We start from the raw sequence: 15,195 nt of genomic DNA on the forward strand, positions 1-15,195 counted from the left end.
ATCAATGAATTTTACCCTTCTTCCCTATTAATTCGGTCAATCAATGACTTCAGTACCGATTCAAGGCAATCCAAATCTTGTGAACGCGAAAAGCGATGATCTGCATCACGAACAAGTGTCAATGTTACATCATGGAAAGGCAAATGATTCAGTAAAGTCAAAGTATGCTGATAGGGTATTTCAACATCTTCCATCCCTTGTAAAATATGGATTGGACATCCAACATCAATGCATCCCTTCATGACACAGTTGTCTCTGCCATCTTCAATAAATACTTTTGTAAAGGGAACTGGTTCTGTATAACTAATTGCAGATCGTTCAATATGCTCTGTTTCTTCTAAAATTTTCCACTCCTTTCGCCCCAACCCTGATTCTATCAGTGTTTGTGTAAAATCAGGAGCTGGTGCAATCAAGACCATACCAGCAAGCCTTTTATTTTTTTGTGCTAACATCATAGCAAGCTTTAGAGCGATCCATCCCCCCATAGAGTTGCCAATCAGAATTTGTGGCCCCTCACAATAAGTTTCAAAAACCGCTAAACTCTCTTTAACCCAACGTGATATGGTTCCTTGAAAAAAATCACCCCCCGATTCTCCATGGCCAGAGTAATCAAAACGTAAACATGACAGATTGTTCTTCTGAGCAAAACTATCAACAAACATCGGTTTATCTCCTGACATGTCGGATAGATAGCCATGAAGCCAAACCAAACCAAGAGGCCCATCGCCTTTACGATACCGTACTGCAAGAGCAGTGTCTTCAAATGAAAAAAATTGGTAAGGAATATCACCATTCATCATTTTTTTCCTCTATAAAACACTTTTACTCATAAAAGAAAAATTTCTACTTCCAAATTAAACCTTAAAATCATAAATTAGATATGAAAGAGGCACAACGTGACTAGAGAAAATAAAATGCTGTTCATAAACGGTTATACATTATATATCCATCATCAATGAATTTTATCCTTCTTTCCCATTAATTCGGTCAATCAATGACGTCAGTACCGATTCCAGAAAATCCAAATCTTGTGAACGCGAAAAGCGATGATCTGCATCACGAACGAGGGTCAATGTTACATCATGTAATGGCAAATGATTTAGTAAAGTCAAAGTATGTTGATAAGGTATATCCTCATCTTCCATCCCTTGTAGAATATGGACTGGACACCCAACATCAATGCATCCCTTCATGACACAATTGTCTCGTCCATCTTCAATTAACGCTTTTGTAAAAGGCATCGGCTCCGCATCTCCAACGGCAGGTCGCTCAATATACCCCTTTTCTTCCAAAATTTTCCATTCTTCTGGGCCTAACGCTGGTTCTACCAATGTTTGCGTAAAATCAGGAGCTGGAGCAATTAACACCATACTAGCAAGCCTTTTATTTTTTCGTGCTAGCATCATAGCAAGCTTTAGAGCTATCCACCCTCCCATAGAGGAACCAATCAAAATTTGCGGTCCCTCACAATAGGTTTCAAAAATGGCTAAACTCTCTTTAACCCAACGTGAAATCGTTCCTTGAAAAAAATCACCTCCCGACTCTCCATGGCCAGAGTAATCAAAACGTAAACATGACAGATTGTTCTTCTGAGCAAAACTATCAACAAACACCGCTTTGCTTCCTAACATATCAGACTGATAACCAGGAAGCCAAACCAAACCAAGAGAGCCACGCCCTTTGCGATACCGTACTGCAAGAGCAGTGTCTTCAAATGAAAAAAATTGACAAGGAATATTACTTTCCATCATCCTTTTCCTCTATAAAACACTTTTACCAATAAAAGAAGAATTTTCACTTCCAAATTAAACCTTAAAGTCATAAATCAAATATGAAAAAAACACGAATTCTTGTTGTCTTTCTGTGTGTAATTGTATATTAAATTACGTTGTAGATAAATCAAAATTAAGGAGCATAAACCATTCGTAGACCATTTAAAATGACACCTACCCAGAAAGATGGGCCGCGTTCAAATCAGGATATTAGGGTGCCTCGCGTCCAACTTATCAATGATGAAGGACAACACCAGGGAATCGTTACAATACAAGAAGCACTTGCTATGGCTGCAGAAGCAGGGCTTGATTTAGTTGAAATCGTACCAAATGCGGAACCGCCCGTGTGTAAAATTATTGATTTGGGCAAATTGAAATATCAGACCCAAAAAAAAGCGGCTGAAACACGTAAAAAACAAAAAGTTATCGAAATCAAAGAGATTAAGATGCGCCCAAATGTTGATGTTCATGATTATGTCGTAAAACTTAAAGCTATTCATCGCTTTATTGGTAATGGCGATAAAGTGAAGATTACTTTGCGTTTTCGTGGTCGTGAAATGGCGCACCAAGATCTTGGATTAAAGCTTCTTCAACGTGTTAAAGAAGATACAAGTGAAATTGCCAAAATCGAATCTGAGCCAAAACTCGAAGGACGTCAAATGATGATGGTAATAGCTGCTAAATAATTTTCATTGGAATTATGTCTAGAATGAAAATCATCTAAAGTTGAATGCATCGGATATGATTTAAAAGCATCGCAGAGCAGTGTGGTGATGCTTTTAAATGAGTGTCTAATATGTGTTAAAATTTTTATTTAACAGACTAGTTTTTATATTAAAGATTAAATATCTTTAATAAGAGTGCTTCAATCTTGCATAAAATAACAATAAAATATAGAAGCGCTTCATGATCAAAAAAAAGATTTCTACTTCTGATAAACATCTTATTATTCGTCTTTTGCGAGAAAATTTCCATAAGCATGCGCGTTGGTATAGCGCAGCTATTTTTTCTATGATCATTATTGCCTTTACAACTGCAGCTAGCGCATGGATTATGCGTGACGTTGTCAACTCCATTATTGATGCGCAAAATTTTAGTATGATTGTTTTGATTTCTAGTATCATTGCTTTCATTTTTATTGTCAAAGGAGTGGCGACTTTTTCCCAAACTTACTTTTTGAGTAAAGCAGGTAACAGCATCGTTGCTGAACAGCGGCGCAAAATTTACGCACGCCTTATGGAACAGGGAATCTCTTTTTATCACAAGAACACTTCATCTACTCTTCTTGTCCACGTAACCCATAACGCGATAGCTATACGTAATATCACTGATATAATTATCACAACTTTTGTACGTGATTTGCTTTCGGTTATTGGCCTGTTACTTGTCATGTTGATTCAAAATTTTATTTTGATCGCCATTACTTTAATAGTGGGACCACTAGCTTTTTTAGGAGTCCGCATGGCTTTAAAACATGTTCGTAGCCTTGTGGAAAAAGAACTCATTTCAATTGGTGAAATTATCAAATTTGTGCAAGAAAGTTCTATTGGTATTCGAGTTATCAAGGCTTTCTCATTAGAAGAACTCATGAAAAAACGGATGGAAAAAGCCATTTGTAATGTTGAAAAACAAGCAAACACTATTGCAACGCTTCAAGCTATTACAAATCCGATTATGGAAACACTTGCTGGTGTTGCTATTGCGGGTATTATTTGCTTTTCTGGCTATCTTGCCACCCAACGAGCAGGTGTTCAAGGTGAATTCATGTCCTTTATTGTCGCTCTGCTTCTTGCTTACGAACCAGCAAAAAGATTGGCAAATATACGTGTCAAAATCGAAGGTGGCTTGGTTAATATCCGTACAATGTACGAATTACTCGATCATCCTCTCACGATTGTAGAACATAAAGAAGCTAAAGATCTGGATAAAAAACAAGGGGGCATCCGTTTTGAAAATGTTTCTTTTGCATATACAGAGAACAAAACGGTGTTGAAAAACATCAATCTAGAAATAGAACCTAGGAAAATGACCGCATTAGTAGGACCTTCCGGAACAGGAAAATCAACTCTTATTAATTTAATTATGCGCCTTTATGATCCCACACAGGGACGTATATTGATCAACGATCAAGACATCCGTTATACGACTTTCCGTTCTCTTCGAAACCTAATATCTTATGTGGGGCAGGATACTTTCCTCTTTCAAGGAAGCGTTAAATATAATATTGGGCTTGGAAAAGAAGGAGCGAGTGATGATGATATTATTACAGCAGCAAAAACAGCAAATGCTCATGACTTTATTATGGAGCTCCCTAATGGTTACGATACGCAGATAGGCGATAATGGTTGTAATCTTTCAGGGGGACAAAAACAACGACTCGCTATCGCTAGAGCAATGCTTCATGATGGTGAAATTCTGATTTTTGATGAAGCAACAAGCGCTTTAGACTCACAGACTGAAGCTCAAATTAATGAAGCCCTTCATCATCTCACCAAAGGGCGCACGACCATCATCATCGCTCATCGCCTTTCAACGATCACTCGCGCCGATAAAATCGCTGTCATACAAAATGGAAAACTCGTTGAACAAGGTACCCAAAAAGAATTACTGGAAAAGGAAAATGGTTTTTACAAAAAACTTCATCACATCCAATTCGAAAAGCAAACATCCTAGATGTCTATACATCGCAATAAGATGATATAAAAAATGGAGCGCGGATCACATTCCCTCATAAAGAGCGAGAAGGTTATTCTGGAAAAGTATCGCATTAATAGGAGCAACTTGTAAAAGTTTAGGATTTGTTTAAAAAGTTTTTAGGATTCACGTGAAAAATAAAAATCTTATCTACCGCTTTGTTAAAAGAATTCATCTCATTTTAAAATAAAGGTTCAATGATTAGGTTTTCTTTTATCTAAAAGAGCGAAAGCCAATACCCCATAAACATTCTAACTAATTTTCGAAAAGGAGGCTCACATCAAGAAAAGAACTTGCTAATAATTATAGTCATGAAACTGTGATGATCAACACCTTTTTTCGGCATTCATCCCTTTATCGTTCGTTATAGATTATAGTGCAAGTTATGAGATAAGCTTAGCATGAGAAGAAATGTTAAAATAAGAAAAGAGCTATAGAACTACCTATGATGCCTTATCGCTTAAATAAGAAAACATATTGTGATTTATAATAGATCCTTTTTTTCTTGAATGAGAACACCAAGACCGTAAGATCCTCTCATTGCAAATTCTTGCATTCAAAATCAAAAAAATCGATTTGCTTGTAAGTTACAAGAGAATCAAAAAGCAGATAAAAAACGTTTAGGAAAAAAATGAATATGACTCTCATGACTTTTCTCAATGTAGAAGCAGTTGTAACGTTGGAGGCTAACAAATAAAATAATGGTGTTAGCTTATATTTTATAAGCGTGAAAATAAATAGTGGTGCCCAATAGATTTTGCATTCTCCTCTTCATGCATAAGTAACATCATGAGATGAGATTAAAACAACTAGTAAATGTAAAAAATACACAAATCAATAATACAATGACATGCTGCGTCTCCGTGAGAGATGATTTCTCCTTAGAAAACGTGTTAAAAAAATAAAATACCTCAAACGTGTTTTCTTATAATTCGATAAAAAGCTTTTTCTTTTATGGAATTTTTGGTTTACTCCTCAGGTTTCCTATGACTTAGAGAATAAAGTATAAAAACTGAGTAATTGGACTTCAGAGCTTCACTCTCTAATAGTCTTTTTCATAAAATAAGCCAACACTAGAATTCTTTTCATTTCCTATAGCACCTTTAGCTTTGAGGTGACGGGAAATATCTAAATTGATTGTTCCTTTTGTCATTCCATCAGATCCAGCTTCAAAGCCTAAATAAATGTTGTTGTGTATATAGCGACCAACGCGTAAGCCTGTCTTGCCTTTCTCATCAACGACAACATCAAGATCATCAAGACCAATTTTAGACCGTAGAGTGTTCAATAAGGAGGTATTAGAAGCACCAGCAAGATCAGCCGCCGCAGCTGCAAGCTGTGCAATCTGAAACGGTGATAATTCGCTCAAAGAGCGATTAAAAATTAAACGCGCTAAAACCTCATCTTGCGGCAAATTAGGTTGTGAAGAAAAATGAACATCAATGTCATCAATTGTTCCACTTACCGTAACAGTGACGCGAATATCACCACTCTCCTTGTTTGCCACAAAATAAACGGTAGGATTAAGATTACCACTGAAACTCGCTTGTCCCTGTTCGAAATTAAGACGCTGGGAAAGAATATCAAAACGCCCACGAATCATCTGAAATTCCCCAACAGGATGAACATCATTCAATGGACCTGCTATGTTGATGCGTCCTCCCAGTTCTGTGTCTAACCCTCGTCCACGTACAAAAAATTGATTTTGCGCACTAATTTGCATATTTGATAGCACAACAGAGGAAGATTCTTGAGAGACGCCACGGCTTTGACTAGAGCTTTTAACTTCAGCACGTTCAAGTGTTTTTTTAATTGATTTTGTTAAATTCTTATTTTTAATATCAAGAAATTTCGCGTTTTGAAAATGATCAGGAACCAAAACTTCAGCTTTTTCAACTACGATATCACCACCAATAACAAGGTTATCCAAAAAATGACCCGTCATTGTCATTTTTCCTGACAATGTTGCAAGAATCATAGAACCATCATTATAATTGGCATGATTGAGGTGAAACACCAAATCTGGTTGTAGGCCATTAGAAATACGGCCTGAAGCGGATAGATTTCCTCCCTCGGACGAAAAAGCCAACGCTTTCTCTATAAGAATATGGTCACCATTTAGTTTGCCTTCAATTGTTACATTGTTCAATCCTAAATTTGTTTTTGAATCAAAAAAATTACCATTGGCTATAGAAAAATTTCCCATCAATTGTGGCTGTGATAATGTTCCCTTTATAATTGTATCAATGCTTGCTATACCCGTTATATGTGCACCACGCTTAGCTAACAATAAATCAATAAAAGCAAGAGGTATTGTTCCCTTAACGTTCAATTTTGTTTCTGAATCATTGAGAGAAAGAGGTCCATTGATAGAAAGATCTAATCCTTTATCTCCAGCGGCTAGCACTTTCTCAAGATGAAAAATCGATTTTTTATAAGAACCACGAGCATTCATATTGATCAACAGCGGTCCTTTATGTGTCATAGCGGTCAAGCTTTGACTGGAAAGCTCAAAATCAGCAGATGGATCCTTCATTGTCCCGCCAATATCGACCTTGCCAACAATCGTTCCTTCAAGTGCTTGCCTCTCAATAAAACTATTAACTAAACGTGCAGGAAAATCTTGCAAATTAACATGGAGATCAAGTGTGTTTTTATCTAGAGATACACTTCCCTCAGCTTGTGCTTGTACTCCCTCCCCTGTTAAATTTGCATTCAAAGTGAGATTTTTATCTACGGCTTTACCTGTAGCAGAGAGCACAAAAGGCATTATTTTCTTATCTTGAAGAGCAATGGTTGTCAGTCCTTCACCTTTTATATCGTAGGCTATATCAGGTTTTTTTAAATGGCCTCGAATCATAACTTGCCCTGTTACAGTACCAACTGCTCCAAGATCAGATTTCCATAGATTAACCAAAGCAACAGGAAGCGTATTCATTGTAAGCTTTAGATTAAGAGTATCTTGAACATTTCCTGCAAGTGTAATTCTACCGCCATTAATCGCAACTCCTAATTCATTGACCGTCATTCCATCTTTATCAAAAACAACCGTAGCTGATTTAGGTAATGTCAGATGAAAATTGGATTGCTTAACATCTATAGTTTCAATCTGTACTTCTCGTTTTATACCTTCTGGAAGTTCTGTCATCATCAGATGTCCAGAAAACTGTGCATTCGTATTATTCTGTAACATCGCTTGAACAGTAAAAGCTGTTTGGCCATTATTTCTATTGGCTTGGCCATTTAAACGATTAACCATCATTATAGGGGTTTGGATATGCTCCGCATTGATAAAACCCTCAAGCTGTGTCATACCAAAAGGATCAAAGATATCTGCTTTGACTTCTAATTTTTTAATTTTATTCTTTGCAAAGCTTAAACGGCTAATATGTGCCTTTAGATTGGCTTTTTGTTTGCCATTTTGTTCATCAAAAATAAAATCTCCTTTTACCTTTCCGCTACCTTCCTGCAAAAATAACGCAGCAAGATCTGAAATATCATCAGCATCAATATGCATAGCTCCTTTCACCAGACCTTCCGTTTGAGAAAGATCACCCGTTATCTTTGCGCTTCCCCCTTTAATATCGATATTTTCAAGTTTTCGAATGTGATTAGAATCCTTAAAAGAAGCAGATAAATACAACGGTTTTTTAGCAAAAGTTCCTTCACCCTTTACCGAACTCGTCAAAGAAGGTACCGGTAATGTATTATCCATAAGTGTTTGCATCGTAAATGTTGTATTTTGAAGTTTCTTCCCCATTAAAAACGCTTCAGCAATATGAGCCTGCGTGCTAAATTTTATAAGATTATCGCGCCCTCTTGCGGTACTATGGACCGTGAGCGCACCCTTTACTCTCGGATCTAATCTGGAGAGATCAGATATTTGAGCATACAAATCCATCTTAGCGCTCTCACTTGAAAAAGTACCATCTGCCTTTATATTTGCATATTGGCTTTTCAAATCCAAATGACGCAAAATTAAACCCGTCTTGTTGTGAGCAACACCGCCTGAAAGAGTATATTTTCCTTTAAATAAACGATTGAAAGGTTCTTTATCTATTTGCATATTATCGGTCATCCCTGATAATTCGAAATCAAAAACGCTGTCAATCAAGTCAATAGTTCCCTTGGCTTTAATATCTGCACTCCCAGAGAGTGATTGTTTCGCTAACAAACTAAAAGGAGCGAGTGTTTGAGCTTTTAAACCAAGATCGCCTTTAAAAATAAAACGATCTATTTTCCCTTTTAACCAAGCAGAAAACCCCTGACCAGTAACACTAAAATCATGTATCAAAACAGGGTTTCTAGAAACAATATCTGTATCTAGATGGACATCAACTGTTTGTCCTAGACCGTCTATCAACGCACCATTACTATTTTCAATTCCTCGAAGCGTTCCCTTAATCTGAACACCTACGTGACGAGAGGCTGGATTATCAAGATTCTCGCTCACCCCTCCCATAACAAAAATTGCATCGTGAATATGAATATTTTTATTGCGCAAATGATTTAATACAAGCTGACCATTCCATGATTGTTGCCCTTCGCGGCCATAGTCAATATTTAAAGCAAGATTATCAATATGCATTGGACCTTCTGTTGTTGTTAGACGCGTCGCTCTATTTTCCTTATCAAGAGCCATTTTGCCATCAACAAAAAGCTGCCGCAAAAATCCATCTGCTGTTACTTCTGCATTGGCCGCAACATTCAGTGCTTTACCCTCAATCATCATATGATCAAGGTGCATCACGCCTCTTTCTGTCATTCTTGCCTCTGCTTTCAACGTGACATCAGATTCAAAGAGGCTGCGATATTGAGGAGGCATTAAAGAGCTAAGTGTACCTACGATTTTAGCAGAAAGACTGTGTCCTTCTGCAACACTTGCAAGAATAACATCGCCATCTAAAATAGGATGGTGATCCACTTCTAAAGAAAGTTTGATAGCCAAATCATCAAAAGTACCATTACCTTTAATGGTAAAATTTAATGCTGGACGCTTTTCAATTTTAAAAACATTCGCAAAAATACCATTTTGCGGTTCATCAACCGAAATATCAATTTTAGCAGTACGGTCGCTCTTGGATATCTTTGTTAAAACAGAAAAAGATCCTGGTGCATCTAGACGATGAGCCGCTAAATAAGCATTAAAAACACCGTTTGCTAAAGTTAGATTTCCTTTTAAGGAACCATCAGCAAAAAAACCCAAAAGTTCCTGGTCAAGCATCACATGTTGTGCGGTAAACGTATCGATAGAAATGGCAAGTGGCAATTTTGGTAAAGAAAACTTCCTAGCTTTAAGCAAAGATATAAAAGAAAAATTGTCTTGTGGTTTACGTAAAATTGTAACCTTTTCCAACGAAAGTTGGTTAATATTCATGCGCCCCCTCAGCAAAGCTAAACGATTCCAATCCATTTTAGCATTGGTAATTTTAAGCCATACACCTTTTTTATCACTCACGGTAATAGTCTCAATTGATGTCTGAGAAGACAGTGCTCCTTGTACATTATATAACCGAACTTGGCGATTAGGGGCTGAAAGTCCGCGTTCAATCAAAGAGATAAACCATGAACGATCATCCACAGTCATTTCTCTAGAAGATGAATTGCCTCTTTGTGCAAAAACAAAAACACTCACCAAAAAAAACAAAAATCCAGATAAGAAAGCCGATAAACGTATAGTTTTTTTCATTAAAATGCTTGTCCTATTCCCACATAAAAACCGATGCGAGGATCGCCTTTCTCTCTCTTAAGAGGAAAAGCCAAGTCAACGCGCAAAGGTCCAAGACCTGTCATATAGCGTCCTCCAATACCGGCTCCCCATTTAATTTTTTGAGAAAAATCAAATCGCGCCTTTTCCCCTACCAATCCTCCATCGAGAAAACTGACAAGCCCTATTTTATCATTTAAAGAAAAACGTAATTCTGTTGTACCCTCAATAAGCGCTCGCCCACCAACAACAACATCATTCTCTGTTTTAATACCAATATTGCGATAAGCATAACCACGAACAGATCCACCACCACCAGCAAAAAAGAGTGTATCTGAAGGTATTTGTGCTGTATCGCTCCCAAAAATTGTACCAAGCTTTGCTCGCGCTGCAAAAACAAAATGTTCTTTTTCATCTAGCGGCCAGTAAGAACGACCTTCTAAAGTCATTTTTGTTATAAAGTTGTGAGAACGCATTTCATAAAAAGGTTTAATAAACACTTCACCATACAAACCTTTTGTCGCATTAAACTTATTATTACGACTATCGTAAACGAGACTACTTGGTAACCCAATTGTTGTAAAATTACGACTCCCAAAATAGATATCACGTGAAAAACCATTGGAAACTTCCATAGCAACTTGTCCCGATAGATTACCATTAAAGATATGCGTTATGCCCAACTTTCCCCTGATGGCTTTTGTCATATAATTATCTAGAACTTCCTGCTGTATTTTTAGTTCTGTCCTAAAGTCTGTATCAGGAGTGAATATACCAGGCTTTATAAATATACCGCCGAGAAGATAATCAAAATTCTTTAGATTATACGATTTTTCTTTTTTGCTGCCAATACCGCTTATTTTCGTTTCAATTTTAAAATGTTCTGCATGGCCCAAAAGATTGTTATGCATCCAATAAGCTTCAAAACCTGCACCATCTAATGTTGAATAGCTACCACCTACACCAAAACGACGTGGTTTACGCTCTTCTAGAACGAGCATAAGCGGTAAACTCCCATCAGGGTTTATTGTATCAGCTTCACGTATATTCACTGCACGAAAGATATTAAGTCGTGCAAGTCTTTCACTTGCCTTGGCCAATGCATCAGAGTCGTATTTTTGTCCCGCCTTCAATCCCGTCATCCATGCGATATAGGCTGAATCTACACTTGGCTTCTTACTAACATTACGCACCCTTAAAGGGCCATAATAAGCTTGTTGTCCAGGATCAACGGTAATCTGCGCATCAATGAAACGTGTAGCATGATCAGCAACTACCTCACTCTTCATAACTTGAGCTTTAGCATAACCTTGTCTACGCCACCCTTCAACCGCCCATCGTTCTGCTTTCAAAATGGTTTCAGATTTGGCAATAGTTCCAATCTTATAACCCAATTCTTCAATTGTAGGCATTCTATTGGTCTTATATTTTACGAATGGAGCAACTTTATCGATACCAGCAACACCAAAAACATATTGGGGACCAGCATTAATGGTAATAACAATATTAGATTTTGCTGGAAGTTGAGTTACCGGACTCAAATCAGCAACTTCTAATCCATTAATCTGAATACTAATAATACCACCGTAACGTCCATCAGCATAAAGAGCAGAGAGAATTGCCCGATAATCTGAACGAGCTTTCGCTAACAAACCAGAAGAACTAAACGCTTTATCTTGATCAGCAATAAGAGAAGAGACAGCTTTAACTATTTTAATACCTTCTGATGGCGCACCCAATGGTGCAACGACATCAACTTTATAAAATTTCTCTGTACCGTTGTTATTATTTGAAGAGGAATTTGCTTTCTTTTGACCAAAAAGAGGGATACCAAATAACTCAAACGCTGCAAGTGGTTGTGGAAAAACACAAATGAAGCATAGAACTATCAATACATGGCGTATGGTCCCTGATTTAAAAAAATCGCCCATCTGGTATACCATCAAATCAGATACCTTCAATACACTTTACATCACTTTATACTATAAATAACATCGAACAAGAAAGATAAATATACCTTACCCTAGATATTCCATACACTTAATTCACATTCTTTTCTTGTGAAGTATAACATGCTCTTCCCCTAATATTAAAAAAATCCAGCATTGCTGTGTAACATAAACAGCCTCGCTCCTTTTTTCCTATCATATTCATTTAACTCATTATAAATGTTTTATTTAACCGCATATAATCATGGTTAAATTTGTGCAAATTATTCTTCCCAATTACACTAAAAAGCTTGCACACGTATATAGATCTCTCGCTCCAAAAAACCATAGAGAAGCTTCTTGATTTTTATGAACAGATATGATTGTCTCTTCTAAGCTAAAGGGGGAAAATAAATTGATGATCGCGCGTGTTACAACTGTTGCTTTTCGCGGTCTAGAAGCAGTACCTGTCGATGTACAGGTTATGATTTCCCCTGGTAAAATAGGAATGGCTATTGTTGGATTAGCCGATAAGGCAATTGCAGAAAGTCGTGAACGTGTACAAGCATCCCTTCATGCTTGTGGGCTTTCACTTCCCAATAAACGCGTGACCATTAATCTTGCACCAGCAGATCTACCTAAAGAAGGATCACACTATGATTTGCCAATTGCTGTAGGCTTAATACTTACTATGGGAATTCTTCCTCCCGAAGTTGCCCAAGACTACGTTATCTTAGGCGAATTATCGTTGGATGGTTCTATCACAGCTGTCAACGGTGTTTTACCAGCTGCAATGACAGCTTTATCCCTTGATAAAGGGCTCATTTGCCCCCATGCATGTGGACCTGAAGCAGCATGGGCAAATGAAGAAATAAATATTCTCGCCCCCGAGTCTCTTCTTACCATGGTCAATCATTTTAAAGGAACCCAAATTCAAAAACGTCCACAACCACGCCAGTATACAATTCAAACCGAGCTTCCAGATCTTTGCGAAATTAAAGGACAAAAAACTGCCAAACGTGCATTAGAAGTTTGCGCTGCTGGACGGCATAACCTTTTGTTTGTAGGCCCTCCTGGTGCAGGAAAATCTATGTTAGCCCAACGTTTACCCTCTATTTTACCGCCTCTTGATAGCCGTGAACTTTTAGATGTTTCTCTGATTGCTTCTATCACAGGAGAAACAGTCCATAATACCATTTCACTCCACTGTCCTTTTCGTGCCCCGCACCATTCTGCTTCCATGGCAGCAATGATCGGTGGTGGTCTTAAAGGGCGACCTGGAGAAGTTTCACTTGCACATAATGGCATTTTATTTCTCGATGAATTGCCTGAATTTTCTCCACAAGTGCTCGATTCCCTTCGTCAACCTCTAGAGAGTGGAGAATGCGTTATCGCCCGTGCTAATCACCATATCAGCTATCCTGCCCGCATCCAACTTATCGCTGCTATGAATCCTTGTCGATGTGGTATGGCAGGAGAAAAAGGCCATGTTTGTGCAAAAGGAATACGCTGCCAAATTGATTATCAATCCCGTATTTCTGGTCCTCTGCTCGATCGAATTGATTTACGGATTGATGTCCCTGCCCTAACAGCTATGGATCTTATGCAACCAGAACAATCAGAAAAAAGTTGTGATGTTGCAAAACGTGTCGCACAATGTCGTATCATTCAAGCTAAACGGTTTAAAACATTGGGCCTTGACCATATTCGCACCAACGGGGATTGTCCTGCTAAAATTATCGAACAAATTGCCATTCCTGACAAAAATGCTGCTAAACTTTTACGAGATGTGAGTGAGAAAATGCACCTTTCTGCACGAGCCTACCATCGAATTCTCAAAGTTGCACGCACTATCGCTGACCTCGAAGAAGCCAACCTTCTCTCACGCCATCACCTTGCAGAAGCTATTTCCTATCGAATGGGCACTGAAAGATTAACAGCTCTTACCTAAAATCAATATTCATCAATAAAAACTCACCGGAAAATAACGCAAATAAAGCTCTGTAAGTTTACCATCACTTTCTAGAGATTTTAGAGCATAATTGAGTATATTAATTAATTTTTCATTCTTTTTTGCAACAGCAAGCTGCATTCCTTGCCCCAATAATTGTGGAGCCATATACGCTCCTCCAATAAAATGGCAGCAATTAAAAGATTTGGAATCATTTAGCCATAATGATAAAGCAAATCCATCATCAAAAATAAGATCAATCTTATGATCTTGGAGTGCTTTATAAAGCTCCCCCCTGTCTTTAAATTCTTGCCATTTAGCTTCAGGAAAATAACTATGGAACAGCTTTTCGTGAGCACTTTTCGATAACAATCCACTGTTTAAATGGATAAGTTTATCGCTTATTGGTTCATCGAAATTTACAAGTTGAGACGCAATAAATTGAGATGCAACAAATCGAGCTGGAAAACGTAAATAAGACCGTGTAAAAACAAGATCTTGATGCGTTTTAATGGTTTCTTTTAAACCAGCAATAATGACTTCTGCACCACCATCTTTGACATGATCTACAAGCTCCTCCCAAGGAACAACTTCTACCTCACAGACTTTTTCTAAATTTAATTTTGAGCAAATGGCACGTAATAAATCGATATTATAGCCTACCAAGTGCCCTGTTTTGTCAAGAAAGTTAAAAGGAGGAAAATCAAATGTTGTTACAAAACGCAAACGAGTTATATCTGTCGTATCAGGCTGTATTACATGTTCATGCGAACCCAAAAAAGAGGGAAGTCTTACAGTTGTTTCAGCTTCTACAAAAGAGGAAAATAAAATTCCCCATAGGACAAATAAAACTCCAATAAGAACATTGAATCCATTTATAAGTTTTTTTATTTGCAAAATTTTTCTTCCTCCCCCATTTTCAAAGTTACAATATAATTCTCCTCAGTTACAATATCTAACGCACTTCACTGAAATATCTGTCCCTTTATGAATTAAAATTGCTGCTATTCTCCTAAAAATATCAAAAATAACAGTTTCTCTATAGTTTTTAGAATAAATTGAAAATAAATTTTCAAACTTCTTTATACAAACGCACAAAAGCAAACCATTTGTGAAGAAGTGATTTTTTAGCTTGAAATGTAA

8 protein-coding genes are annotated in these 15,195 nt (G+C 37.4%); 3 read left to right on the forward strand and 5 right to left on the reverse strand.

Annotated elements, in window-relative coordinates:
- Nucleotides 1-11: 11 nt before the first annotated feature.
- Together AC0QT1_RS00455 and AC0QT1_RS00460 are read right to left on the reverse strand one after the other, a co-directional pair.
- Nucleotides 12-797, reverse strand: a complete 786-nt coding sequence (locus tag AC0QT1_RS00455) for an alpha/beta hydrolase (protein WP_473200027.1) — start codon at nt 795-797, stop codon at nt 12-14.
- A gap of 165 nt (nt 798-962) precedes the next feature.
- Nucleotides 963-1,748: an alpha/beta hydrolase gene (locus tag AC0QT1_RS00460; RefSeq protein ID WP_473200026.1), complete on the reverse strand. Its 786-nt coding sequence runs from the start codon at nt 1,746-1,748 to the stop codon at nt 963-965.
- A gap of 191 nt (nt 1,749-1,939) precedes the next feature.
- On the opposite strand from AC0QT1_RS00460, the gene infC reads away from it, so the two are divergent.
- On the forward strand, nt 1,940-2,458 hold the full coding sequence (infC, locus tag AC0QT1_RS00465) for a translation initiation factor IF-3 (protein WP_473199918.1): 519 nt from the start codon (nt 1,940-1,942) through the stop codon (nt 2,456-2,458).
- A gap of 220 nt (nt 2,459-2,678) precedes the next feature.
- Nucleotides 2,679-4,445, forward strand: a complete 1,767-nt coding sequence (locus AC0QT1_RS00470) for an ABC transporter ATP-binding protein (RefSeq protein WP_473199917.1) — start codon at nt 2,679-2,681, stop codon at nt 4,443-4,445.
- 1,063 nt (nt 4,446-5,508) lie between these two features.
- Here the strand turns inward: AC0QT1_RS00470 and AC0QT1_RS00475 are convergent.
- Both AC0QT1_RS00475 and AC0QT1_RS00480 read right to left on the reverse strand, forming a co-directional pair.
- Nucleotides 5,509-10,155: a translocation/assembly module TamB domain-containing protein gene (locus tag AC0QT1_RS00475; RefSeq protein WP_473201404.1), complete on the reverse strand. Its 4,647-nt coding sequence runs from the start codon at nt 10,153-10,155 to the stop codon at nt 5,509-5,511.
- Entirely contained in the window at nt 10,155-12,116 is a 1,962-nt protein-coding gene (locus AC0QT1_RS00480; protein WP_473201405.1) for an autotransporter assembly complex protein TamA, read from the reverse strand. Before AC0QT1_RS00480 ends, AC0QT1_RS00475 begins: the two co-directional genes overlap by 1 nt.
- 403 nt (nt 12,117-12,519) lie before the next feature.
- Between AC0QT1_RS00480 and AC0QT1_RS00485 the strand changes: the two genes are divergently transcribed.
- Entirely contained in the window at nt 12,520-14,052 is a 1,533-nt protein-coding gene (locus AC0QT1_RS00485) for a YifB family Mg chelatase-like AAA ATPase (RefSeq protein ID WP_473201503.1), read from the forward strand.
- A gap of 12 nt (nt 14,053-14,064) precedes the next feature.
- Here the strand turns inward: AC0QT1_RS00485 and AC0QT1_RS00490 are convergent, their stop codons facing one another.
- Nucleotides 14,065-14,949: a transporter substrate-binding domain-containing protein gene (locus AC0QT1_RS00490; protein WP_473201406.1), complete on the reverse strand. Its 885-nt coding sequence runs from the start codon at nt 14,947-14,949 to the stop codon at nt 14,065-14,067.
- Nucleotides 14,950-15,195 lie beyond the last annotated feature (246 nt).

It is taken from the genome of Bartonella sp. P12B (assembly GCF_055796185.1).